A 24,763-nucleotide genomic window follows, 5' to 3' on the forward strand; every position below is an offset into this window, starting at 1 on the left:
TTAAGGTTTTAAAAAAGGGTTCGAGAATTTAGGATTAGTTAAAAAAGTAGAGTCGGTTAACGTGTTCAGAAAAGCGATTAGATCTTTCTTTTCATCAGGATATAATTTTATTGGTATCGATCCTTTTATGTTCGATTCGTTTTTAAGGAAAGCGCTTAATGCAGGTGAATTTTTGATGTGCTCGCTGTAATGATCAATTACTTGTTCCAGTGTAGCGAATCTCCCATCGTGCATGTAAGGTCCGGTTTGAGCAATGTTGCGTAAGGTTGGCACTTTAAATCGGCCATGGTCAGTCTTAAAACCACTTATAGCTTCAATACCCCTGTCTTTATAAATGCTATCAATACCATTGTTATGAAACAGCTCGAGGTAGTTTTTCGCTCCCCCGTGGCAGTGTGAACAATTTGCGCCACGAATCCCTTTATCCGGATTAGGTGCGGTATTAAAAAGCAACATACCCCGCATCTCGGAAGCCGATAATTTAACTGTGTTGCTAAGGTACTGATCATACCTGGAATTACCGGATATCAGGGTCCGTTCAAATTGAGCAAGTGCCTTAAAAATACGGTCTCCGGTAATCCTGTCATCCTTAAAAACACTTTTAAACAATGCAGGATAATAGCTGGTCGACTGGAGCTTTTTTACGGAGACAGCAATTCGCTGACCCATTTCATGGGGATTTTCCATTGGAAAACTTGCCTGTTGTTCTAAACCAGGCGAACGGCCATCCCAGAAAAACTTTCTGGTCCATAGTAAATTAACCAATGACATGCTATTTCTATCGGTCAGCGCCTGGTTTACGCCTTTACTTAATTTTTCTCCATCCGTAAATGCCTTATTCTGTATGTGACAACTTCCGCAAGAAATGGCATTATTCGCAGAAAGGCGAACTTCATAAAAGAGCCTTCTTCCAAGATATACGCCTTCCTTTGTCGTGGGATTATCTGATGGAATATTAATCCGGTTGCCAAAATAACTTGGATAAGTAAACAGGTAATCTACTTTCACTAATTCATCTTCTTCTTTCTTTAACGAAGAAAGAGAAAACAGCATTAAAAATAGCAAAGGGATACCCGTTATAAACAGGTAACCCCTTTTGCAATTTTGTCTTCTGCGATTCTTCATTTATTTACCGGGTGAAAATGAGGCATTGCATTTATCTAAAAAGGAAAAAAAAACCATAACTGATCTCTTGGATAAGATTTTGAACGAAATAAACCAAAACGTTGACCAACACAGCAAGATACTGATTCTTTCCAATATTGAGCTTTTTTTGAATTATTGTTCGAGATTTTACAACCGCCAATTTATTACGCGAAACCATGTTAATAAAGACATTCTTGTTAGATTCGAAACCCTTATGCTTAATTATTTCAAATCCGGACTTGGTTTGCAGCTTGGACTTCCATCTGTTTCCTATTTTGCTTAAGAATTAAACCGGAAATACAGCATTGGATTACATACAATCAAAAATAATAGAAGAAGCAAAAAAGAGCGTATTTGACCGGTCGAAAACTTTTAATACATCGCTAACAACTTAGGCTTTAAATACCAGCAGCATTTTACCAGATTATTTAAGCAAAAAACAGGCATGACGCCAAGACATTCAACGATAAGGGCGTAAAAAAAACCGTCTGACGGGTGGAGCGCCATTGGTTAGAAAGGATGCTGGCGAGATTATCCTTGCACTTTCTAAACTTCCTGTTGAACTGGTAATTACGACCAATGGAACGCGGGTAGCTGAAGTGCTACCAATCTTGTTAGAATCCGGCCTGAAAAGTTTATGTTGATTACCCGTCGTGATATTTCTCATCAGATTCGGGACAACATTGATTTGCTTCTTGTCTATAATATAAATGTTAAGATAAATATGGCGGTGATGAAGGAATTGCTTATTATATTTATGTGACAGAAAAATTTCGAATAAAAACATCATTTGAAAATTTTAATTAGTATTTTGAGTTTCCTTATGATTTTAGTGCAGTGATAATTAACTTTATTTGGATGCTGTAATCAGATAGCCTATTCCAAAAAACAAACAAAACATAACCCTTCATAATATGATTTCTTTGAACATTAACCAGAAGACATACCATATAGATGCCAGTCTAGATATGCCATTACTTTGGGCGATAAGGGATTTGGCGGGTCTCACTGGTACAAAATTCGGATGCGGTGTTGCTCAATGTGGCGCATGCGTGATTCATCTAAACGGCGAAGCGGTCCGCTCTTGTGTGACCAAGGTTGGAAGGGCAATCGATCAGCAAATCACCACAATTGAGGGCCTTTCAAAAGAGAATGACCATCCATTACAACTGGCTTGGGAGGAAGAAAATGTTCCACAATGTGGCTATTGCCATTCTGGACAGATTATGTCTGCGGCAGTTTTATTGAGGGAAAATGCTAACCCGACCGATGCTGACATTGATTCAGCCATGTCTGGAAACATATGCAGGTGTGGAACCTACCCTCGAATCAGAAAGGCCATTCACGCTGCCGCTGAGCTGCAAAAAAGAAAGGGAGCAGCTAAATGAGTTATAGAAACAATTTAACTAAAAAGGCACTAAGGTCATATAAATCTTTTAGTATTATAACCCTTTTACTTGGTCTGGTTACGCTAATGGCTTTTTCTTTGGAACCTGAATCTGAGCTTAAGGCATCTACCCCAACCAATCCTATCATCAAAAAGGATAGTATTGCCTCAGTAAAAGCATTTAAGCAGGTTTTTGCCGTACTCAAGAGCCCAAGATGTATGAACTGCCATCCATCAGGTGACATCCCCCTTCAGGGAGATGACAGCCATTTACATGCAATGTCTCCTAAAAGAGGTTTGGATGGAAAGGGCCTATATGCGATGAAGTGTGCGAACTGCCATCAATCGACCAATACGCCAGGCCTTCATACGCCTCCTGGAAATCCAAACTGGCATCTTCCACCAGCAAACATGAAAATGGTATTCCAGGGACGCAGCATGAACCAGCTGGCAAAACAGCTAATCAACCCGAAGTTAAACGGAAACAAGAATACCCAGCAATTGATCGAGCACGCGGATGATGGATTAGTATTAGCAGGATTCAATCCTGGAGAGGGAAGGAAACTTCCACCAATGAGCCATGCTGAATTCAAAAAAGCATGGATTACCTGGATTACCACTGGTGCATATGCGCCAGCTAAATAAGGAATTTTAATAGAATGATCGATGAGTAACGAACAAGTATCAAGGAGGAATTTCCTGAGACTATCAGGGTTGGCCGGAACGGCACTTTGTTTGGGATTTTATTTCCCTACCAATGCCAAGGAGTCACAAATAATAAACGCTGCAGAAAATGAAGCTTCAAATATTGAACTGAATGCATGGATTCATATCGACACGAATGGAAAAGTGACCATTTTTAACCACCGGGCGGAAATGGGACAAGGCTCTTATCAATCCGTACCGCAAATCATTGCAGAGGAGCTTGAGGTCGATCTGAAGGAAATTATAGTTGCCTCTGCCCCTGGCAACAATACAAAATTTGGAAATCAGATCACCGGGGGAAGCTCTACAATCAGGGGCGGCTATAAAAACTTATTGAAGCTCAGTGCTTCAGCCAGGATGATGCTGATCTCGGTGGCGGCTAAAAAATGGAATGTAAATGATGAGGCATGTTTTGCCGAAGCGGGTCACGTCATCAATAGGGCTACAGGTAAAAAATTCCATTATGGAGAATTGGTTGAAGAAGCCGCTAAGCTACCTGCGCCAAAAACTGTAGTATTAAAGAAAATATCAGCGTATAAATTGATTCGTCAGCCCTTGCATCGGATGGATACGCCATTGAAGACAAATGGTACTGCCGTTTTTGGTTTGGACAAAAAATTACCAAATATGTTATATGCGGTAGTGGAGCGAAATCCAAGGCTTCGTGGGGTAATCAAGAGCTATGACGATACCGAGGCGCTAAAGGTTCCCGGAGTGAAGCGGGTATTTAAAGTTAAAATGTTGGTATGGAAAAATATGCGGGAGGGCGTTGCTGTAGTTGCGACCTCTACATGGGCTGCTATGCAGGGTAGAAAAGCGTTAAAGGTGGAATGGGACGACACTGGCTTTGAACATATTAATTCGGCTGATGTATATACCAAACAGCTCACAGCGTTAAAAAGTGATGCTGGTTTATTGTTAAAGAAAGTTGGTGATCCTGATGGTGCGATTGTAGGGGCTTCAAAAAAGATCGATGTTGTCTATCAGACACCTTATCAGTCTCATGCACCCATGGAACCATTAAACTGTATTGCCCATTACCAAGAGGACAAAATTGAAATCTGGGCACCAACCCAGGCACCAGACTGGGTACAGAGTACACTCAGCGAGCAGACAGGAATTGCCAAAGAGAAAATCACAGTTCACATGACATTTCTTGGGGGCGGTTTTGGGCGAAAAGCCCTAACGGATTTTCCGCATGAGGCGACCATGATCTCGAAAGAAATCAAAGGGCCTGTTCAGGTTGTTTGGACCAGAGAAGATGAAATGACCCAGGGTCCTTTTCGTCCGGGCATGTCTTACAGGTGTGAAGGCGTTCTTGATCAAGGCGTTGTCAAGGCCTTAAGATTCAGGATGGCGGGTCAGAATACCAATCATTGGATGAGCGGAAAGACCAATCAAGCAAACCCAAGTACTTCCGAAGGATTTTTAAAACCCTACTTCGATTCCATTCCAAATGTAAGTTTTTCGGAGGTGCAGTTTGAAACTCCGGTCCCAGTTACCTTTTGGCGTTCGGTTTATGCTTCCACAAATGGCTTTGCCTATGAGAGCTTTTTAGATGAATTAGCTCATGAAGCAAAAAAAGATCCTTTGGAATTTAGAAAAGAGTACCTGAAGGAGGAAAGGTGTCAAAAACTTATTGATAAACTTGAAGCGGTGTCGGGATGGAACAAAAGGAAGAAAAATGAAGGTTATGGTGTTGCCATTACAGAATGTTTTTCAAGTACGGTTGGTCAGGTTGTGAAAGTTTCCAGAGGGGGAAATGGCAAATTGAAAATTGATAAGGTTTGGGCGGTAATGGACTGTGGATGGTATGTAAATCCCGACATTATAAAGGCACAGGTTGAAGGTAGTATTATAATGGCATTGGGTGCTGCAACAATGCATGAGATTACATTCAAAGATGGACTTGTTCAGCAAAAAAACTTTTATGACTACATTATGCCAAGGATTGCAGATATTCCTGAAATTGAGGTTCACATCATGGACAATGATGCGGATGCAGGTGGTGTAGGTGAACCGGGCTTACCTCCATTCGCTCCTGCTTTGACTAATGCGATTTTCGATTTAACGGGGAAAAGAATACGCAAGCTACCATTTGAGATGGAAAGTATATAAAAATCTAAATTAAACTATATCCCAAACAAAAGCAGCTTTCAAGCCAGTTTTTGTTTGGGATAGCATTAGCAAAAAATATTTGAGAGCTGTATTTCGAAATTTTTGATTTTAATTGACTAAAGATTGGTAAAATCCGAAAAATTATACTTGCAAAACCATCTGCTTAGCCAAACTTGCCAAGCCTTTTTGTGCATTTGCATTAAACCCCAGCACAAAAAATAGTATAATTCTTTTCATTACTTATAAATTTAGGCAGGAAAAGAAAACCCTTTCCTGCCTGTTTTCTACATTTTTCCTTTAGACATTTTACTGCCAGACATTTTTGACTTTTCCATCTTGGCCTTTTTCATCGAGTCCGTCTTCATTTTGGACATTTTACTTTTCTCCATCTTATCCATTTTCTTCTTATCCATTTTATCCTGTTTCATTTTGGACATTTTTTCTTTCTCCTGTTGTGGAGCAGTTGCAAAAGCTGATGCGGAAAGACTTACCATTACCAGGGCAGTAAGAAAAAGCTTACTTGCCGATTTTAAGATGTGATTTTTCATATTATTGTGTTTTTGTTTCCCTCTTAGTCGGCTGACCAGAGAACTCCTTACAATAAAAATCAATTTTTATTCATTTCTTTTTCAATGCGCTCCTGAAGCCTCATCTTAAAGCCATCATCGAGCTCGGGTCAGCCATATTTTTTCACTGCTCTTTCCCTCAAACCTGGAAACCTGCTGCAGTGCTGCCAGAAAAGTATCCTGTACCAAATCTCTTGCGATCTCCTCATCGCGGAGCCTGGAAAAGGCAAAGTGATAGGTAGTTGGCATACTGTTGAACCCAGCTAACCGGATCGTTCTTTAAAGGGCTGTTTCTTGCAGTCTTTTCCTCTTCCATTTTTTTGATTACATTGTATAAATATAGTACTTAAGCATTTAGTTGCTAAAAAATTAATTCCTTACATTTTTTTATTTTTTGTAAGGAATTCACAGGAAAAGCGACTAATGGTAAAAAAATAAGCTTATGTCCAGAAAAACAGTATTGCTCTTCATCTCAATATGCGCTATAAGTCTTGCTTTCACCATTAAGCGCAAGGAACCGGTTCAGAACGGTTTTGCGGTGGTGGAGCTTTTTACCTCAGAAGGCTGCTCGAGCTGTCCACCTGCTGATGCACTGGTTGCCAGGATAGAGAACGAAAACAAAGGCAGGCCTGTTTACATCCTGGCCTATCATGTTGATTATTGGGACCGTTTGGGATGGAAAGATACTTTTAGCGACCGCATATTTTCACAAAGACAGGATCAATATGCTAAATGGTTAAACTTGAGCAGCGTTTACACGCCACAGATCGTAGTCAATGGCAGTAAAGAATTTATCGGTTCTGAAGAAAAAACACTGCGGGGCGCCATTGCATCCGCATGTGCTAAAGCCACCGATACAAAACTTGAGATATCCCTTTCAGAACAGACCAGTAAAAGTTTGACCTTAGCCTACCAGACCAACCAGCCAACCCCGGGTTATCACCTACAGGTTGCGCAGATAACACCCAATGCAAGCAACAAAATTGAACGCGGGGAAAATAAAGGGAGAATACTTTCGCATGTACAGGTTGTGCGCAGCCTGGAAAATTTAAGCCTGAACGGGAAAGAGAAAGGAAGCGTAAATTTTCTTGCTGCAAAAGGGATCCAGAAAGGTAGTGCCGAAATCATTGCCTTATTGCAAAATGACAAAACGGGACAAATAACTGCAGCGGCCAAAATTAAATTTTAAAGCTGGAAGGTCAGATCTTTTACAGGCAGAATTTCGTTAATGATATAAAATATTCCGATGAAAGAAATCAAGGAAAAGCATGCACTTCTGATGCGCTGGACACACTGGGTAAACTTCCCGGTGCTAACGGTAATGATCTGGAGCGGTTTATTTATTTACTGGGCAAATGATGCCTATGGCATTTCTATTTTCGGCTTTACCCTGATCAGATTTTTTCCCGAATGGTTTTATAACTATTTTCACATTCCCCAGCGGCTTGCCGAGGGTATGGCTTTCCATTTTCTTTTTATGTGGTTCTTCTTTCTCAACGGGCTGCTTTACATTAGCTACACTCTATTTTCTGGTGCATGGAGGGAGCTTATCCCTAAAAAAAACTCGTTCAAAGAAGCCTGGCAGGTACTTCTTCATGACCTGCACATCAGAAAAACAGTTCCACCCCAAAAAAAATACAATGCGGCGCAGCGGATCGCCTACAGCGCCATTATATTAATGGGGGTAGGTTCAGTAATCACGGGACTGGCAATTTATAAACCGGTACAGCTTTACTGGCTATGCTGGCTTTGCGGGGGCTATCATTTCGCAAGGATCATTCATTTTGCGCTGACCATTGGCTATGTCCTCTTCTTTCTCATACACATCCTGCAGGTGGTACTCGCCGGATGGAACAATTTCCGTTCTGTCGTCTCTGGATTCGAAGTTGTAGAAACCGGACCACAGATCCGGGAAGAAAAAACACTAACAGCAAACAACACAGAAAATGAAACCAACGGATCAAAAGAAAATTAAAAAACCGCTTACCATAGAGCAAAAAATAAAACGGAGGAATTTTATTTCCTTCGGTGCTTTCTTTGCCCTGGGCGGTAGCGCGGTGACTGGCTGGAAATGGCTGCTTAACTCGCCGGAAGAAAATGCCGGTATTACCGGTGGAGCCAAGGCACCGCTTAGAAGGGCCCTGAACAAGACGGAGCTTTTCTTCCGGAACTTTTTCAGCAATAACCATTTGGTAAAAACCTATCCAATGGAAAGGGCGGCAAATACGGTAAGGGTCAACAGTCTGATTGGCATAGAGGATGATGAGGAATTCGATATCAGAAAATGGAAACTGGAAGTTAAACTCAGTCAGCGCGAATCCTTAAAAATCGGCATTGAAGAAATCAAGGCTTTACCGAAGACTGAAATCATATTCGATTTTAAGTGTGTGGAGGGCTGGGACCAGATCCAGCACTGGGCCGGGGTTAGGTTGAGCGATTTTTTATTGCATTATAAACTGGATAAACTTGCCGAGAAAAACTATATGGGACTGGAAACCCCAAACGGCGAATATTATGTTGGGCTGGAAAGGGACAGCGTCCTCCATCCCCAGACCATTTTAGCCTACGAGATGAACGGGAAACCGATAACTACTGATCATGGTGCGCCTTTGAGGTTGATTATCCCGGTAAAATACGGCATCAAAAACCTTAAGAGAATTGGACTAATGTCCTTCAGCGACCAGCGTCCTAAAGATTACTGGGCAGAACAGGGTTATGACTATTATTCCGGCCTATAAAAAATGAAGACCGGAACAATCCCCCAGTTCATCAGATTTTATCCTTAAACTCCGCCTTGATCATTGAATTCATGCTTTTCCTGAGCTTCAGCACCTTGGGTCTGGAAACCTCCTGGATATAACCATTATCCGGATTTAGCCTATAGTAGTTCTGGTGGTAATTTTCTGCCGGATAGAATACTTTAAAGGGCACTAATTGCGTTACAATTTTATCGCTATAATGATGACTGGCGTTTACCCTGGCCATTACCTTTTCTAATATTTTCTTTTCTTCAGGGTTTCTGTAAAACGCAACAGAACGGTAGTCTTCTCCTTCATCAGGCCCCTGCCGGTTCAGCGTAGTTGGATCATGGGCATTAAAAAAGGCCTCCGTGAGCTGGGCATAGCTGATTACAGATGGATCATAATAAACCTCGACAGACTCGGCATGGCCTGTATTATCTGAACAGACCTCTTGATAGGTCGGATTTTTTACAGTTCCCCCAGAATAGCCTGACACAACTTTATCCACGCCTTTCAGTTCGCTCATGCCCTCGGCCAATGCCCAGAAACACCCACCGGCAAAGGTTGCCACCTTTTGAGTTGCCCTTGGTGTGGGTAAATCTGCAAAGGCCTGCTGATTCTTGCTGGTCTGAGCATCCGTGCATGATGCGAGAAAAACCAGTCCAGCCAGCCATAATCTATATATTTTCATGATTGTTTAATTATTTTGATGGAATAAATTTCAGTGCATAGGAATTCATGCAGTACCGCTGACCGGTCGGTTCCGGGCCGTCATCAAATACATGTCCAAGATGGAGGCCGGTGCTTGCCTCGACAACTTCATCCCTAACCATGCCGTCAGATGTATCACGGACAATTTTAACCGCTTTTGGATCAATAGGTTTAAAAAAACTTGGCCAACCTGTGCCTGATTCAAACTTAGTGTCCGAACTGAAGAGTGGTTTTCCCGTAGCGGCACTTACGTAAATCCCTTTTTTGTGGTTATTCCAAAAGGGGTTTTTGTATGGCGTTTCCGTTGCACTGTTCACCATGATATCATAAGCCTGTGCAGAGAGTACCTGCTTCCAGTAAGCTGATGTTTTTGCTCCGGGATATTTTTTGATATCTCTTGACATTGTTTGTTTATCGGTAGGTTTATTCTGACCACAGGCATTCAATGCCAGTCCCAGAAACAGTATGCTTAATAATTTTAAATTTCTCATATCTCCATTGGTCGTTAGAAAACTTAAATCCTTACAAAAGCCCGCGGAATATTTTTATCTAAGGGGCTCAGGTAATTTAATTTACGCATAAAACGCCCGGCTGGTTCTTCATGGGATTGTAAGTATAAACCATATCCAAGTGGCTCCCTCCTCCGACAATAAATTCCGGATAAAAAGGGAACCAAATTGGTTTTTACAATAAATGCTGAACCCGTTGAATATAATCTGAAATTAAGCATTAGAAATCCCTTAGAATTTCAAAAAGCCTTGAGGCTACGCTTCCAGAAAAAAAATGTTGCCAGAGAAGAAGACCAGAGTTGAGGAGCGGAATATACTATAGGAATATAAAGTTTATTAAACAGGCAATTTAGAATTGCAATGGAAAAGTAGAGACATTTTAGGCAGCTTCTATTTTATTTTTCATCATTACCTTTTCGGCCTGCACTGGGGTTAAATAATCGAGGGCTGAATGCCTTCCTTTTCTATTGCACCAAACCTCGTTTCAAAAATACAAAGAAGAAAAGACAATACTCGAGAGTATTCATTAAGCGGAAATCAACCATCTAAAATCCGAAATGAGGATGAGCTTATTGACCGAATTTTACCAAACCTACGAACCAGTACAAGTGGCTTGGATGCACATTGGAAAATATAATTGGCCATAAGCCACAAGAAAATTAAGACCTGTATCCACAGAACTTTAAAAATATAAACGGTTTATCAAATATGCACTTTACAGGCTGCATACGATAAAATTTATGTTGGAGCAAATAAACAAAGATGAAATGATTTTTCGATAATAGAATGAAATCATCATGTAATACATTTATATTGGATAAGTCGATCTCAATTGATCCAAGTATTAAAATAATCTATCCCTACTGACATTCAAATATACTAACACCTACGGCCACAGCCGCTGGCACTACCCTATCCTCAATATTAAAAAATCATCAAAGTAAGTTTTTTCATAAAAGTTCAATTAAATAAGACCCTAAAAATCAACATGATAATCTTTAGGGAATATTTTAGCTGACCAAGCTTTTTTTGCTGTCCAATCTGCTGGGGCCGTCGACCAGAACTCATCATTAGCTGGAAGTCCTAATGGTAAGAACGATAATGTTGCCATATATAAACTACCCGTGGAAGTGTAATAATCTGCTATTTCAGGTTCATAGCCACAAAATCCCAGTTGAAGCCAGCCCTGTTTATCGAAAGTTCCAGGTGTTTCGTACATATTTTGCTTAACCTTAGTTAATGCCGACCGCACTTGAGCGGGTTTTATCGTTTCGGGTAGTTTTTTCATTAGTGCAACTTGACTAAGTGCCTGAAATGCCCCTGTTCTATAAGTAATTGAACGCCCAATTGGTGGGTAGGTTCCTTCTGGCGAAATCATTCTTTCCAGGCCGATAGCATATCTCTGCATCCGTTCTACGGCTAAATCGTATCTATCCTGCTTAATTAATTTTTTATTTAGCATAACGGCGAGCGAATCAACCATCATTGGATGAATAACAAAGGAATTATAGTAATCAAAAGCTAAATTAGGGCCATCTCCATACCAACCATCTCCTTTATACCATGCTGCAAGCTGATCTACACCTTCATTTAAACGGCTTTCGTCATGTGGTTCATTAATAGATAATAAAAAGGCTTCGGTAATAGAACCAAATAACAACCAATTACTTTTAAAAGGTTTTAGCTTTCTTAAAATCTTAAATGATGCAATAATCTCTTCCTTGGTCTCAGCTTTTAGCGGCTCCCACAGTGCTTTCGGAGCCCTCAAAAATGCTTGAGCCAAATAAGCAGCATCTACAATGGGCTGATAATCTTTGGTAAAATTTAATTTATCGGGGCTATTGGCCGAGAAACAACTATCTAAACCTTTAATTGCCTGTAAACGCATTTGTTTTCTCAATATGCCTTCTTTGCTATTATCATCAGGCAAACTGATCCAGGGTGCAATTCCTGCAAAGGTTCGTCCTACAGCCTCTAAGTAAGATACCGTTGGTGATCTGGAATCAAATGTTGGTGAGGTAATTAATGGCATATTTTTAACTAAAGTACCATTGGCCAAATTTGAAATTACAGGATCAGCAATTTTATATAAAAGCTGGGCCCAGTATTCCCGATCATTCATCTTTAAATTAAGTTCATTAGGAAGTACTACTTCCACCGCTAACAGTTTTTTAGGATTTATTGCGCTGATAATTCCAGTTAGTGACAGTGCACTTAAAAAGTTTCTTCTTTTCATACAATGATTATAAATACCATTTTTTGTATCGCATTAATGCCTCCAAAAAATAATAATCGGCATAAGTTAAGGGTACATCTATTTCAGATTTCAGGGGTAAAGCACCCGTGCTGTGCATAAGTATAAAACCTCCATTTTGGCCATTTTTTGCCCTGTAAGCATCAGAAGATAGAGAAACCATCATCTTTTCGGCGTTGGTTAGATATATTTTTTGTTCCTTTTTTGTTGAATATTGTCCTAATTCTAATAATGCGGAAGCAATAACTGCCGCAGCAGATGCATCACGATAAGTATTCGGAATATTTGCTGCATTAAAATCCCAATACGGAATTCCATCCACAGGTAAATTGGGGTTATTAATTATAAATTCAGCAATATGTTTTGCCTGCTTTAAATATTCCTGATTTTTAGTAAAACGGTACATCATAGTATAACCATATAAAGCCCAACCTTGTCCGCGGCTCCAGGCCGATTCATCAGAAGCACCTTGAGCAGTTCCCCTTTTAAGTACCTTTCCAGTACTCATATCATAATCAACAACGTGATACGAGCTATAATTTGGCCTGAAATGGTTCTTCAGGGTTACATTAGCATGGTTAATTGCAATTTCTTTATACTTTGGATTTCCACCATGATCGCTTACCCAAGCCAATAGTTCCAAGTTCATCAAATTATCAATAATTACAGGCCCTTTCCATTGTTTATTTGCATTCCACGATTGGATAACTTTAGCTGCTGGACGATATCTGCTAATTAGCGATGCCGCTGCCGTATCAATTGTAGGTTTATAAATTGGGTTCTTGGTAATTCTGTAAGCATTTCCAAAACTGCAAAACATCATAAAACCAAGGTCGTGATTTCCTGTATAGTGTTTTTCCTTTTCTAAAATATTGAGGCGTTTTTCTGCCTCTTTTAGTATAGCTGTATCTTTCGTATACTCATAAATATACAACAATGAACCAGGATAAAAACCGCTGCACCACCATTTTGTATCACTTGTTTCAACCTTATTACTTTTTAAATAATAGGTTTTCGGCATTACATCTGCCGGAACATTTTTGGCTAACACTTTATATTGCTCTTGGGCAAATTTAAATTGAGCATCAATTAATTGTTTCATCTGGTTTTTTTTACCATTTGCTTTCTGCCCATTGGCCATTGCTGCTACAACCAGAAAGCATATAGTAAACAATAATTTCTTCATAGTTTTTGTGTATTTAAATCGTCCAATTTAAAATCAACCTTAGTGTTATAAGTTTTTGATTTCTAAATTGAAGCAAAACTGTGTTAGTACTTATTTAAAAAAGAGTAGAATTCTAAAGGAATAGTTAGAAAATTCGATAGAATATTTCCATTTACATCTTCGCTTCCATTAGTTTGGCAGATTTTGATTTAGGCGTAACTAAATTCATTTTAATTACAAATGCACTTGTTATTAGGAAATCTTTTGGAAGTATTACATCATAATAAGTGTTCTTATCTAAATCTAATCCAATATCTGATTGTTTCAGTTCCAATTTCTGGCTATTGATTAAAAGCGCTGCTGTACCAGGAACTTGCTTTGCATTTTTTGGCACCGCAATGCGAACAACATTATTAACAGGTTTATTAAAAACTGTTAAATAAAGATGATCTGCCTTTTGCGTAAAGTAGCCTAATTTAGAAGGGGTTAATGCGGCGTGTTGAACTCCATAAACCGCTTCCGAATTTAATTTCATCCATTGGCCAATTTCTGTTGCTATTTTACTCTCTTCAGGATGCATATTTCCATTACCATCGGGACCAAAATTTAAAACAAAATTACCCCCCATAGATACCGAATGCATTAACATCTCTACTAAATCATCAGTGGTTTTGGTATAAATACCAGACCAATCTTTCATATAGCCCCATCCATTTGGTGGAATTGTCATTACCGCATCCCAGTCATTGCCGTTTAACCATTCAAATTCTGCAGGTAATTTACGCTCCCAACCTTGTTCATAATCGCCCAAAATATTGCCGTTCGAATCAAAATGTCGTGAACCATGTTCATCGTTACGGAAACGTGATCCGATGATTAAACCTGGGTGTTTTTCGCGTAGCTCTTTCTCTAAATTATATGTAAACTCATAAGCGCTTTTCCAAGAAGCATCCCAGGTCCCATCAAACCAGAAACCCTTAATCTGCGGATAGTTTTTCAACAACTCTAATAATTGATTTCGAGTATATTGTAGAAATTTATCAAAGTTTTTCCGCTCTTCCTCCGTTTTTGGTGCCTTACTTACATAGTTAGGATTATTCCATTCCAAAACTGAAAAATATAAATACACGTCAATGCCTTCGGCAGTATATGCATCTACTATTTGCTTAACAATATCCTTTTTGTAAGGAGATTTAGAAATATTATAGTCTGAATATTTTGTAGGCCAAAGCGCAAATCCATCATGGTGTTTAGTTGTAAAGATTACATATTTTGCCCCCATGTCTTTGGCTTGTTTAGCCCAGCGTTTAGCATCAAAATCCTTAGGATTAAACTGTTTATATAGATTATCGTAGGTTTTTGTCCAATCTTTAGGTGCTGTTGGTCCACTCCACGAACGAATCCATTCTGATGCAGCCGCTCCACTTCTGGCGCTTACGCCATTCCATTCGTTACCTGCAATAGAATAAATTCCCCAGTGAATAAATTGTCCTAATCCGTAACCACGAAAAGCTTGCATATTGGCATCGGTACGATGCATTGGAGTTAACGATCCAAATTTAACTTCTACTTGTTCAGAAGGTTTTTTCTTAGGACCCGTCCATTGTGCAGCTGCATTATTTATAGCCGCTAATGCAAAAATCGCTGTTAATGTATATTTTAATATGTTTTTCATCAGAGGACTAATACAACTTTTAAATATTTCATTAATTCTTTGTTCTACAATAGTTCAAAACCCCTACCAATTGGGGTTTTGAACCAGGTTTTTATTAAGCAATAAATCCTCACTTGGAATCGGGAATAAATAAGCTTTGGTTTCATCAAATTTACGCCCTGTAGGGATTGTTTTTGCATAAGGCAAAATATATCCTTCGGTACTTAAATAAATGTCCTTATTTACGACCACCGTTGGAAACTGTGTTTGTACAAACTTAATTCCTTCTACAGGTACATCTATAAGTTTCCCTGTTTTCCAACGCATCAAATCATCCCAGCGTGTATTTTCAAAGGCCATTTCAACACGTCTTTCTCGGCGAATCTCTCTAAGTAATGGCGCAATTGTTTTCCCTAAATAAGTTTGGTAAATGGCATCTAATCTTGGATCCAATGGTTCGTTGCCTACAGTTAAACGTGGCATACCAACACGATCTCTTAATTTATTAATGGTTTGATCAATTACGGTTTGATTGGCTTCTCCGAGCTCATACTTTGCCTCTGCATAATTTAATAATATCTCTGCAAAACGGAAAACTGGTGCTGCCTGTTGGCCACTGGTTACCCTATCCCAATCAATAGGGCTATTATAAAACCATTTAGCTAGGCGATAACCTGTAGGGCATTTATTTCCGCTAAGGCCTGGTATATTTGGTAATGGCGCATTGTTGGCACCTTGTATGGTTGTATTGGCCAGTGCGTAGGTTCCAAAATTACAGATGGTTTGACTCAATCTTGGATCTCTGTTTTGTAACTCCGTTTGAATGGAACCTTTTCCCTGAAACAAAGAACTTGTTGAAATACTTTGTCCATCGGTACATAAATAATCATCTACAAGACTCCGTGTAGCACCAAACTGATGTCTTAGGTTTTGAGCAAAATAACGGCTAAATGCAGCACCATAATTTAATGTTGCAGAATATTCTCTCCAAAGTACCACTTCGGTATTGCTACGGTAGCTTTCGGTTGCAAACAAACTGTTATAGACCGTGTTTTTATCGCCCTGTACTAAACTATATTTATTCAAAAGTGCTTCTGATGCTTCAGTTGAATACTTTAAAAATTTATTAACATCTAACCCTAATTCATTATGGTATTTTCTATATGTCCCTTCGTACAAACCAATTCTTGATTTTAAAAACAGAGCCATATCTTTATTAACACGATTGCTTTCTTCTGCTCCTTTAGCTGGAAGATAGATAATGGCTTTATCTAAAATATTGATAACCGAATCCATAACCTGTGCTCTTGGAGTTCTTGCTGCCGTTAACTCTGGGGAGTTTATGTTAAGCGAATGACTTAACCAAGGCACATCACCAAACAGTTTAACTTTTTCAAAATAATCCCATGCTTTAAAGAAATAAATTTCGCCTAAATATTTATTGGCCACATCGGTTGATACTTCTGCTCTTTTATAATTATCTAAAAAAAAATTGAGCTGCTTAATCCCTTCAAAGTTCCATCCGCCAGAACCACTTCCGCCAGAAAGATAACTGATGTATTCATTTGTGCCCACTTTAGAATAGGTTAGGGGTGCAGCATTATCCGTAATTACATCTCCGTATACCAAAGTATTTACATTTACACCGTAAGGCTGAACTGTTCCGTCGGCATAGTCGGTTCCAAAACCAACAATATACCTTGGATAAAAGCTATTGGCATACAGCTTTAAATCATTTTCATTTTTCCAATAATTTGAGTCAACAATATTATCCAATGGATAACGATCGAGGAAGTCTTTTTTACAGGCAAATAAGGTTAGCATACATAAAATGCCACTTATATATATTTTTAAATTAGTTTTCATTGTTGTAGTTTTTATGAGTTCAATCTTTTATCAATGATCATTTCTTGTGTTATGCCTTTAAAATATAGCTTGTAAACCAAATGCATACGAGCGGATAATTGGATAGGACATACTAACCACTTCTGGATCGAAAGTATCGGGAACATGTTTGAACTCGAATAAGTTATAGGCCGATGCAGTAAGTCTGATTTTTTGAAAGCTTATTTTTTTAACCAGGCTTGTTGGCAAATTATAGCCTACAGCTAAGTTTTTCAAACGTAAATAGGCTCCGTTTGCTAAATACCTGGTTTGTACTTGTCTATTTCTTGGAGCATTTTTATAGGCTGGATAAAAAGCATCAGTTCGCTCTGATGTCCATGAATTATTATAGGTTTCGAAAGTACCCGTAGTTCCTGCACCCCAATACAAGTTATTACCAATCCATAAATCACGTTTTCCAACACCTTGAATAAAAAAGTTCAGGTCAAAGTTTCCATAACGGAAATTTGAATTTATACCGTATTGATATCTTGGCGTGCTATTTCCAATAATTTTTCTATCTCCAGAATTCCCGACAGTATTATTTCCAAAAGCAATCTGGCCATCGCCATTAATATCTTTATAACGCACATCTCCAGGGAACCATAAACCTGATGAAATTAATTTTTGTGATGGCGCAGCAGTAATTTCTTCCTGCGATTGGTAAATACCATAGGTTTCATAACCCCATATTTCGCCCATTTTCTGCCCTTCGTAAAGGGTTGCATCACTAATAAGTTTGTTTGGGTTATTATCAAATTTAACCACCTTCGATTGATAATCGCCTAACGTTAAAGCTACATCGTAACTCAAGCCAAAATCTGTAGAGTTTTTATATTTCATAATCAACTCCCAGCCTTTGGTATCAATTGTACCCGAATTAACCTGTGGCGATGATGCGCCCAAAACTGCAGGATACTTTAAACCATCCGTCAGGATATCAGTTGTTCTTCTTCTGTACCAGTCAAAATTAATTTCGAAATTTTTAAGAGCCACCATGTCAAAACCAAAATCTATGGTGGTTGCGGTTTCCCAGGTAAGATTTGGATCAATTAAATTTGGAGGGGTAATTCCAACCGGCCTTATGCCGTTTAGAAGGTATAGAATTTGAGAAGTAGTGCCGTAATTTGATATATATAGATAATTTCTAACATTTTGATTTCCTAAACTACCATATGAAGCTCTCAGTTTAAAATCATTTACAACAGGTTTCATCCATTGTGCAAAAGATTCTTCACTTACACGCCAACCTGCCGAAAAAGAAGGAAAAAACTTAAAGCGTGTTGATGAAGGGAATTTTGAGGTCCCGTCATAACGTCCATTCGATTCGAAAAGGTATTTACCATTATAATTATAAGTTAAACGATAAAATAACCCCTGTACTGCCCAATGCGATTCACTATCGCCAACCGTACGTTCTCCTTGCGCTTGCCCAAGCGTTGGTACATTAACATTAATGCCATTACGCTGAGCAGATACACTCTGATCAATATACCATTCCTGATTGTAACCTAACAAGCCACTAAAGTTATGCTTACCACCAAAAGTTTTGGTGTAATCAGTATATAAATTCAAGGTGTATTTATCTGAGTTAAAGTTATACCGATATATATAATCTGGATTGGTTTGAACAGTTGTAGTTGAATTTCTCGTCGTTTCTAATCGCTCTAAAGTTGGCAGAATGGTTTTCTGAATAAAACGATTATTTAAATAAGATATGTCTCCCTTTACCGACCAAGATTTACTTAATGTTATCGTTGGCGAAGCGGTTAAAATCATATTTGAAGTTGCCTCCTTATTCGAAGAACCGTAATCCATAAAAGAAAGTATATTATCGGTATACTTTGATTTTACCCCTAACGATGAGGGCACCAACATTGGCATACTTACATTACGCCCAGGCTCTTGCGACATTGCAGTCCACCAGCCACCTTTACCCGATGGATTTACCGGCTCGGTGTAAGTTGAGGTATTGTAACCCGTTTTAAAGTCTATCTTAAACCAATCATTTACCTGTGATGATACATTAAGCAAAGCGTTGTATCGTTTAAGTACATCTGTATTTATTTTGTACAATCCATCCTGGTTTTGGTAGCCAAAAGATCCGTAATAAGAGTTCTTCTCATTTCCTCCAGAAATGGAAAGATTATGTTTCTGCATTGGCGAATAATCAAGTAAAGCTTCTTTATAAGGGTTTACATTTCCTATCCAGATAATATTGTTTTTCTGCAAATCATTATCCGCAAAATAATAAGGATCACGATGGGTTGGATCATCCATGTATTCCTTAATTTTTTGGAGCTTAAGTATCTCATTTGATCCTGCCGATGTGTTTTCTAAAGCAGCAGCTTTAATGATGGCATCCTGAATTGTATAGGCATCCAAAATATCCGGAATTGCTGTTGGTGTACTCCATTGGAAAGAATTGGAATAGTTTACCATCGATTTCCCTTTTTTACCAGATTTGGTTTTGATTAATAAAACACCAAAGGCACCTCTTGCTCCATAAATTGCAGCAGACGCCGCATCTTTTAATAAAGTAACCGATTCGATATCTTCAGGGTTTAAAAGGTTAGGGTCCATTTCTATGCCATCTACCAATATGAAAGGAGAACCAGCAGAAAATTTGATCTTATTTCCATCATTGGCATCTTTAAAGAAAGAAGTTCCACCCCTAACATTATAACTTGGTGTTGCATTGGGGCTACCATTTGAAATGCTAACATTAAAGTTGGGCATTAGGCCTTGGAGTGCTTGCCCAAGATTTCCAGTTGGTCTGTTTTCCAGCATTTTCGAATCAATCTGACTTATTGCCCCCGTAAGGTTTGCTTTTTTCTGTGTACCGTACCCAACAACAACAACCTCACTCAGCGATTTCTGATCAGATTCAAGAATAATGTTTAAAGAAACGCCACTAACTGTCACTTCTTTTGTTAAATAGCCCACACTGCTAATAATTAGTATTGAGCCGTTGGCTTTTACGTTTATAGAGAATTCACCCTGTCCATTTGTAACTGCTCCGCTTTTTGTTCCCTTTTCTACAATACTTACACCTGGAATAGGTAATCCTTCAGAATCCTTAACCACGCCTTTAACTAATACTTGTTTTTTAAATAAGGAATTTAAAGTTATTGTGAAACCTTGCGAGTGGCCAAGTACAGTTACACTTGGGAGCAATAAGCACATTAGTAACAATAACAGCTTTTGGTAGCCCTCCAAAAAGTAACACTTTTGAAGTAGTTGTTTTTTCATAATCATTTAAATTTGTTTAGTGGTTATAAGTCGGCAAGAATAGCCCTACATATAACTGGTTAGTTTATTGATTTTGCATAATCAAGCCTAACTTGATTACACATATTGGTTAAACCAAAGCTGGAATATTAAACACAAAAAAAAGATGAAAATTCTAAAAAATAAGGTAGAAAAATCGATAACATATGGTTAAAAACCAATGATTAGCAGATAAATGAGGATAAATAAAATGATATTTACATATTTGTGTACGGACTTGAATATGAGCTATAATAAACATGCCTTATTGCTATTTTATCTTTTTATTTTCTTTGCTTCTCCTCCCGCAAAGGCTCAGCTTTCCTCATCCAGTCTTACCGTAGAAAATGGCTTATCACAAAATTCTGTAATTTCTGTAGCACAGGATAGTGCTGGGTTTATCTGGCTCGGCACCAGACAAGGACTTAATCGTTACGATGGCCATTACTTTAAAATTTACAAAAGCGCACAAAAAAATTCTTCGAGCATTTCTTCTGGAGAAGTTACATCCTTGTTAACTGATGCCAAAGGAACGCTTTGGGTAGGTACATCAAGTGGTTTAAATCAATACAACAAACAAAAAGATACTTTTTCTCGTATTAAAGAACTCGGCAGTAATAGCATTGAAGTTCTTTATCAAGATGATGCTAAAAATATTTGGGTTGGTACTTTAAATGGATTAAAACTTCTGCTCAACAAAGAAAAAAACTTATTCAAAACCTTTCTGTTTAGCCCAATTGTTACAGACCCGATAAATAGCATTTATGCGCTTTTTAAAGATAAACATGGAAACCTTTGGATTGGCACAGGAAATGGTTTAATTGTTTTAACCAATAAAAACGGCAAATACCAATATAAAAAGATAGATACTTATTTATCGTTACCTTCCAGTTATATTACTTCAATCGCGTCCGATCTTAACGGAAATATTTGGCTCGGTACAGCAAACGGCTTATGTAGGTTCGATTACTCAAACCATACATTTAAAATCTTTCAGCACGACAATAACAATTCAAATTCAGTTATTCATAATGATATTAGGGAAATAAATATAGACAATAAGGGTTTATTATGGATTGGCACTCAGGATGGCTTAAGTATTTTAAATCCCAACAATGAAATCTTCTCCAATTACCAGCATGATCCAGAGATTAATAGCACCATAAGCCATAATTCTATTCATAGCATCTTCACGGATCGGAATCTTAATACCTGGATAGGTACCTATTTTGGTGGCGTAAATATCATTTACCCAATATCGACTAAGTTTAAGATTTATCGCAACAGCAAATTTGTTCCAAGCATAAGTGGAAATGTGTTAAGCTCAGTTTTAGAAGATAAAGAGCATAATTTATGGATTGGAACTGAAGGTGGTGGACTTAACTATTTTAATCGGAAAACGAACTCATTTAAAAGTTACAAAACCAATCCCGCCGATTCTTTTAGCATTAGCTCCAACCTTGTTAAAATTATGCGGAAGGAAGGGCCGGAAAGTGATAATCTTATTATTGGAACGCACCGAGGCGGAATTAATATATTCACCCCATCTACTGGAAAATTCCGACACATTAAAAATGTAAAAGATTCTTTAGGTACAATAGGAACCGCAGAAATTATTGCACTTCAGGTTGATAAAAAGGGTACAATATGGATAGGCTCTGCCAGCGGCCTGACCACCCTAAAGAAAAAGAATGGCAACTATCCAGATAAAACAAGCAAAAGTATTTTAAATCGATACATGCATAACAGAGGTGTTTCAAGCATTTTTGAAGATAGTCAGGAAAACATTTGGATTGGCACATATGCAGGGTTGTATCGATATAACCCGAAAACGACAGAACTCTCCTTATTTAGAAAAAACGAAACAAGCAGCAATACACTTCAATCAGATTATATTAATTGTATAACCGAAACCAGAGCAAAAGAAATCCTAATCGGAACCTATTTTGGTGGCTTAAGTATATACAAACCTAAAACAAATACTTTTAAAACGTATAGAGAGAAAAACGGTTTAATTAATGATAACGTTCTGGGCATAATTGAAGACGAGGACCGCAACTTATGGATCAGTACCACTAACGGTTTATCAGAATTGCATCCAGGCAGCGGCCGATTTAGAAACTATACTAAAAGCGATGGTTTAGCAGGAAATGAATTTAATGCCCGATCGTATTTTGTGGATAGTAAAGGCGAAATATTTTTGGGCGGCATAAACGGGCTAACCTCTTTTTATCCTAAAGATATTCAATTGAACAATTTTATTGCGCCTTTAGTATTCACTGGACTAAAATTATTTAACCAACAAGTAGATATAAATGGTCAGGATGGTTTATTGGCTGAACAACTAAATGAGGGAAAAACGCTAATATTTAATCATGAGCAAAATCAATTTACCCTTGATTTTGCCATTTTAAATTACATAAAGCCTGATAAGAATAAATACGCGTATAAACTTGAGGGCTTTGACAGAGACTGGACTTATACCTCAACACCAAGTGCTACTTATACCAATTTACCTGCTGGCAAATATCAGTTTATAGTTAGGGGTGTTAATAATGATGGTATTCCTGGAGAGAAAACGGCTTCTGTAAAAATTCTTATACGCCCAGCGGTATGGGCCAGTTGGTGGGCTTATTTGCTTTATGCATTATTATTTGTTGCAGCGCTATTCCTTATTATTCGCTATTTGTTTATCCGTGCTTTATTAAAACGTACGGAAGACGTACAAAAAATGAAACTGCAGTTTTTCACCAATATTTCGCACGAAATCAGAACTCCCTTAACCTTAATACTTGGCCCTTTAGAGAGCTTATTAAAAAGCACCAAAAATTTACCTGAAATAAATAAGCAGGTTGCCCCCATAAAACAAAATGCCGATCGCTTAATGCGTTTGATAACTGAACTTATGGATTTTAGAAAAACAGAAACTGGAAACCTAAAACTGCATGTAGAAAAACTGGATATTGTTCAGTTTACGCAAGATATTTTCAATTCTTTTGAACATTTAGCCAAAACCAGAGAAATTGAATACATCTTTAATTACGATGGACAACCTATTGAAATTTGGTTCGATAAAGAACAAATGGAAAAAGTATTCTTTAATCTCCTTTCTAATGCATTTAAATTCACCAATAACAATGGCAAAATTAGTGTTTTAATTGAGGAGGCTAAAAAAGATGTTCGAATACTGATAAGCGATAATGGCATTGGTATCCCCGAAGAAAGTCAAGATAAATTGTTTGTTGATTTCTTTCAGGTAGATACCCCTGATTTTGTTCATATTGGCTCGGGTATTGGCTTGGCTTTATCTAAAAGCATTGTAACTGCACACGCAGGAACAATTCTAATAGAGAGTAGGCCAAAAAATGAAACAATCTCAAGAAATACCTGTTTTACCGTTCTTTTGAAAAAAGATGATACCTGGCTAAACAAGCTGGAACAAAACCCCTTAAACGAAAGTAAATACACAAGCATTGCGTTTTCAGAACCTGTACCAGCCCCAAATGTTTTAGCTCAGGAAATAGTATTTAGTAAAAAGCGTACTGAAACGATACTACTTGTAGAAGATAATCCTGAAATCAGACAAATGCTTAACAGTTCTATTGGATCAGTTTATCAAATCCTTGAAGCTGAAAACGGACAAATAGGTTTAGAAATTGCCACGGAACATTTGCCCGACCTAATCATTTCGGACGTGGTAATGCCAGTAATGAATGGATTAGAGTTATGCAAACAGTTAAAAACAGATGAGCGAACTTCTCATATACCTGTTATCTTATTAACGGCTCGGGCCTCATATCCTCAACAAGTTGATGGATTGGAAACTGGTGCAGACGCATATGTAACCAAACCGTTCGGAATAGAATTACTGATGTTAAACATTAGAAATCTATTGCAATCTCGAGAAAACATAAGAAAAAAGTTCAGTGAGCAACCAAATCTTAAACCTGGCGAAACAACTGTAAATGCTATCGATCATGCCTTTATGCTAAAAGTTATTCAATTCATCGAACAACGAATGGTTGATCAAGATTTTGGGGTACCGGAACTGGCTAAAGAAGTTGGCATGAGTCAACCTATTTTATATAAAAAGATACGGGCAATAACAGATTTATCTGTAAATGATTTTATTAAATCTATCCGTTTAAAAAAGGCTGCCATTCTACTCGAAGATAGAGTGCACAACATCTCTGAGATATCATTTCTAATTGGATTTAATGATCCAAAATATTTTAGCCGCGAGTTTAAAAGACAATATGGTTACACACCAAGGGTTTACCGTAATAATTCTGAAAAAACCAAATAATTTTTTTTGCTTAAAATTTCTTCAACATCTTTTGCAATAAGGTTTTCTGTTGAACTCAATTCATAAATATGCTGATCCACTTGTGAGAAAGCAGGGTTTAATGGAAAAACCAATCCAATTGGTCCCCTCTCCGCCAAAACATTAACATGAAGACAAGCAATAATTTACATTGAATTTATTTCTGATGGGACAGGGTCAGTTTATTATGGTTTATCCAAAAAATTGTCTAATCCTAATTTCTAAATAATATGGTCATTTAATCAATACTATCCAAAATGACGATATTTTGTATTAAAAATAAAAGAGACACTCTAAATTAGGTTAGCATTTCAATAGAACTTAAAACA

Annotated in this window: 20 protein-coding genes; 10 read left to right on the forward strand and 10 right to left on the reverse strand. The window is 38.0% G+C overall.

The window, feature by feature from the left end:
- Positions 1–1,125, reverse strand: coding sequence for a cytochrome-c peroxidase (locus tag R2Q77_RS10685; RefSeq protein ID WP_316803726.1), 1,125 nt, complete (start codon positions 1,123–1,125; stop codon positions 1–3).
- Positions 1,126–1,525: 400 nt separating this feature from the next.
- Here R2Q77_RS10685 and R2Q77_RS21025 point away from each other — a divergent pair, with 400 nt between their 5' ends.
- From R2Q77_RS21025 to R2Q77_RS10705, 5 genes are all read left to right on the forward strand, one after another.
- Positions 1,526–1,624: an AraC family transcriptional regulator gene (locus tag R2Q77_RS21025; protein WP_410479277.1), complete on the forward strand. Its 99-nt coding sequence runs from the start codon at positions 1,526–1,528 to the stop codon at positions 1,622–1,624.
- 28 nt (positions 1,625–1,652) lie between these two features.
- Positions 1,653–1,790 carry a hypothetical protein gene (locus R2Q77_RS21030; RefSeq protein WP_410479266.1) on the forward strand — a complete coding sequence of 46 codons (138 nt, stop codon included), beginning with the start codon at positions 1,653–1,655 and terminating at the stop codon, positions 1,788–1,790.
- A gap of 270 nt (positions 1,791–2,060) precedes the next feature.
- Entirely contained in the window at positions 2,061–2,534 is a 474-nt protein-coding gene (locus R2Q77_RS10695) for a (2Fe-2S)-binding protein (protein ID WP_316803728.1), read from the forward strand.
- On the forward strand, positions 2,531–3,178 hold the full coding sequence (locus tag R2Q77_RS10700) for a hypothetical protein (protein WP_316803729.1): 648 nt from the start codon (positions 2,531–2,533) through the stop codon (positions 3,176–3,178). Before R2Q77_RS10695 ends, R2Q77_RS10700 begins: the two co-directional genes overlap by 4 nt.
- A gap of 21 nt (positions 3,179–3,199) precedes the next feature.
- A complete protein-coding gene (locus R2Q77_RS10705; protein ID WP_316803730.1) occupies positions 3,200–5,356 on the forward strand; it encodes a xanthine dehydrogenase family protein molybdopterin-binding subunit in 2,157 nt (718 codons plus the stop codon).
- A gap of 284 nt (positions 5,357–5,640) precedes the next feature.
- Here the strand turns inward: R2Q77_RS10705 and R2Q77_RS10710 are convergent, their stop codons facing one another.
- Positions 5,641–5,904, reverse strand: a complete 264-nt coding sequence (locus tag R2Q77_RS10710) for a hypothetical protein (RefSeq protein WP_316803731.1) — start codon at positions 5,902–5,904, stop codon at positions 5,641–5,643.
- Positions 5,905–6,018: 114 nt separating this feature from the next.
- Complete coding sequence (locus R2Q77_RS21035) at positions 6,019–6,171, reverse strand: sigma factor (RefSeq protein WP_410479267.1); 153 nt, start codon at positions 6,169–6,171, stop codon at positions 6,019–6,021.
- Between the two features lie 193 nt (positions 6,172–6,364).
- On the opposite strand from R2Q77_RS21035, the gene R2Q77_RS10715 reads away from it, so the two are divergent.
- Genes R2Q77_RS10715 through R2Q77_RS10725 form a run of 3 tightly spaced genes read left to right on the forward strand, consistent with a single transcriptional unit; the run spans position 6,365 to position 8,660 of the window.
- Positions 6,365–7,111, forward strand: coding sequence for a DUF1223 domain-containing protein (locus tag R2Q77_RS10715; RefSeq protein ID WP_316803732.1), 747 nt, complete (start codon positions 6,365–6,367; stop codon positions 7,109–7,111).
- Between the two features lie 57 nt (positions 7,112–7,168).
- The gene (locus tag R2Q77_RS10720) at positions 7,169–7,897 is read left to right on the forward strand and encodes a cytochrome b/b6 domain-containing protein (protein ID WP_316803733.1); all 729 of its coding nucleotides are present in this window, start codon (positions 7,169–7,171) and stop codon (positions 7,895–7,897) included.
- The gene (locus R2Q77_RS10725) at positions 7,869–8,660 is read left to right on the forward strand and encodes a molybdopterin-dependent oxidoreductase (protein ID WP_316803734.1); all 792 of its coding nucleotides are present in this window, start codon (positions 7,869–7,871) and stop codon (positions 8,658–8,660) included. The genes R2Q77_RS10720 and R2Q77_RS10725 overlap by 29 nt, the downstream gene beginning before the upstream one ends.
- A 31-nt stretch (positions 8,661–8,691) precedes the next feature.
- On the opposite strand, the gene msrA is transcribed toward R2Q77_RS10725, so the two are convergent.
- On the reverse strand, positions 8,692–9,354 hold the full coding sequence (gene msrA / locus R2Q77_RS10730) for a peptide-methionine (S)-S-oxide reductase MsrA (RefSeq protein ID WP_316803735.1): 663 nt from the start codon (positions 9,352–9,354) through the stop codon (positions 8,692–8,694).
- 10 nt (positions 9,355–9,364) lie between these two features.
- Complete coding sequence (msrB, locus tag R2Q77_RS10735) at positions 9,365–9,865, reverse strand: peptide-methionine (R)-S-oxide reductase MsrB (protein ID WP_316803736.1); 501 nt, start codon at positions 9,863–9,865, stop codon at positions 9,365–9,367.
- A gap of 469 nt (positions 9,866–10,334) precedes the next feature.
- Between msrB and R2Q77_RS10740 the strand changes: the two genes are divergently transcribed.
- Entirely contained in the window at positions 10,335–10,520 is a 186-nt protein-coding gene (locus tag R2Q77_RS10740) for a hypothetical protein (protein WP_316803737.1), read from the forward strand.
- Between the two features lie 339 nt (positions 10,521–10,859).
- Here the strand turns inward: R2Q77_RS10740 and R2Q77_RS10745 are convergent, their stop codons facing one another.
- The 5 genes from R2Q77_RS10745 to R2Q77_RS10765 form a co-directional block, all read right to left on the reverse strand.
- Positions 10,860–12,119: a DUF2264 domain-containing protein gene (locus R2Q77_RS10745; RefSeq protein WP_316803738.1), complete on the reverse strand. Its 1,260-nt coding sequence runs from the start codon at positions 12,117–12,119 to the stop codon at positions 10,860–10,862.
- Between the two features lie 7 nt (positions 12,120–12,126).
- Entirely contained in the window at positions 12,127–13,323 is a 1,197-nt protein-coding gene (locus R2Q77_RS10750; RefSeq protein ID WP_316803739.1) for a glycoside hydrolase family 88 protein, read from the reverse strand.
- 151 nt (positions 13,324–13,474) lie between these two features.
- Positions 13,475–14,977: an alpha-L-fucosidase gene (locus R2Q77_RS10755; protein ID WP_316803740.1), complete on the reverse strand. Its 1,503-nt coding sequence runs from the start codon at positions 14,975–14,977 to the stop codon at positions 13,475–13,477.
- Positions 14,978–15,040: 63 nt separating this feature from the next.
- Positions 15,041–16,822 (reverse strand): RagB/SusD family nutrient uptake outer membrane protein, encoded by a 1,782-nt coding sequence (locus tag R2Q77_RS10760; protein ID WP_316803741.1) that lies wholly within the window; start codon positions 16,820–16,822, stop codon positions 15,041–15,043.
- Positions 16,823–16,879: 57 nt separating this feature from the next.
- Positions 16,880–20,092 carry a TonB-dependent receptor gene (locus R2Q77_RS10765; protein WP_316803742.1) on the reverse strand — a complete coding sequence of 1,071 codons (3,213 nt, stop codon included), beginning with the start codon at positions 20,090–20,092 and terminating at the stop codon, positions 16,880–16,882.
- Positions 20,093–20,354: 262 nt separating this feature from the next.
- Here R2Q77_RS10765 and R2Q77_RS10770 point away from each other — a divergent pair, with 262 nt between their 5' ends.
- Complete coding sequence (locus R2Q77_RS10770) at positions 20,355–24,416, forward strand: two-component regulator propeller domain-containing protein (protein WP_316803743.1); 4,062 nt, start codon at positions 20,355–20,357, stop codon at positions 24,414–24,416.
- Positions 24,417–24,763 lie beyond the last annotated feature (347 nt).

The organism is Pedobacter nototheniae (genome assembly GCF_032678625.1).
GTDB classification, from domain to species: Bacteria; Bacteroidota; Bacteroidia; order Sphingobacteriales; family Sphingobacteriaceae; genus Pedobacter; species Pedobacter nototheniae_A.

Bases quoted from the DNA above. Each gene is read 5' to 3' on its own strand.
- R2Q77_RS10685 (WP_316803726.1), bottom strand. From the start codon at position 1,125: ATGAAGAATCGCAGAAGACAAAATTGCAAAAGGGGTTACCTGTTTATA.
- R2Q77_RS10695 (WP_316803728.1), top strand. From the start codon at position 2,061: ATGATTTCTTTGAACATTAACCAGAAGACATACCATATAGATGCCAGT.
- R2Q77_RS10700 (WP_316803729.1), top strand. From the start codon at position 2,531: ATGAGTTATAGAAACAATTTAACTAAAAAGGCACTAAGGTCATATAAA.
- R2Q77_RS10705 (WP_316803730.1), top strand. From the start codon at position 3,200: ATGAGTAACGAACAAGTATCAAGGAGGAATTTCCTGAGACTATCAGGG.
- R2Q77_RS10710 (WP_316803731.1), bottom strand. From the start codon at position 5,904: ATGAAAAATCACATCTTAAAATCGGCAAGTAAGCTTTTTCTTACTGCC.
- R2Q77_RS21035 (WP_410479267.1), bottom strand. From the start codon at position 6,171: ATGCCAACTACCTATCACTTTGCCTTTTCCAGGCTCCGCGATGAGGAG.
- R2Q77_RS10715 (WP_316803732.1), top strand. From the start codon at position 6,365: ATGTCCAGAAAAACAGTATTGCTCTTCATCTCAATATGCGCTATAAGT.
- R2Q77_RS10720 (WP_316803733.1), top strand. From the start codon at position 7,169: ATGAAAGAAATCAAGGAAAAGCATGCACTTCTGATGCGCTGGACACAC.
- R2Q77_RS10725 (WP_316803734.1), top strand. From the start codon at position 7,869: ATGAAACCAACGGATCAAAAGAAAATTAAAAAACCGCTTACCATAGAG.
- msrA (WP_316803735.1), bottom strand. From the start codon at position 9,354: ATGAAAATATATAGATTATGGCTGGCTGGACTGGTTTTTCTCGCATCA.
- msrB (WP_316803736.1), bottom strand. From the start codon at position 9,865: ATGAGAAATTTAAAATTATTAAGCATACTGTTTCTGGGACTGGCATTG.
- R2Q77_RS10740 (WP_316803737.1), top strand. From the start codon at position 10,335: ATGCCTTCCTTTTCTATTGCACCAAACCTCGTTTCAAAAATACAAAGA.
- R2Q77_RS10745 (WP_316803738.1), bottom strand. From the start codon at position 12,119: ATGAAAAGAAGAAACTTTTTAAGTGCACTGTCACTAACTGGAATTATC.
- R2Q77_RS10750 (WP_316803739.1), bottom strand. From the start codon at position 13,323: ATGAAGAAATTATTGTTTACTATATGCTTTCTGGTTGTAGCAGCAATG.
- R2Q77_RS10755 (WP_316803740.1), bottom strand. From the start codon at position 14,977: ATGAAAAACATATTAAAATATACATTAACAGCGATTTTTGCATTAGCG.
- R2Q77_RS10760 (WP_316803741.1), bottom strand. From the start codon at position 16,822: ATGAAAACTAATTTAAAAATATATATAAGTGGCATTTTATGTATGCTA.
- R2Q77_RS10765 (WP_316803742.1), bottom strand. From the start codon at position 20,092: ATGAAAAAACAACTACTTCAAAAGTGTTACTTTTTGGAGGGCTACCAA.
- R2Q77_RS10770 (WP_316803743.1), top strand. From the start codon at position 20,355: ATGAGCTATAATAAACATGCCTTATTGCTATTTTATCTTTTTATTTTC.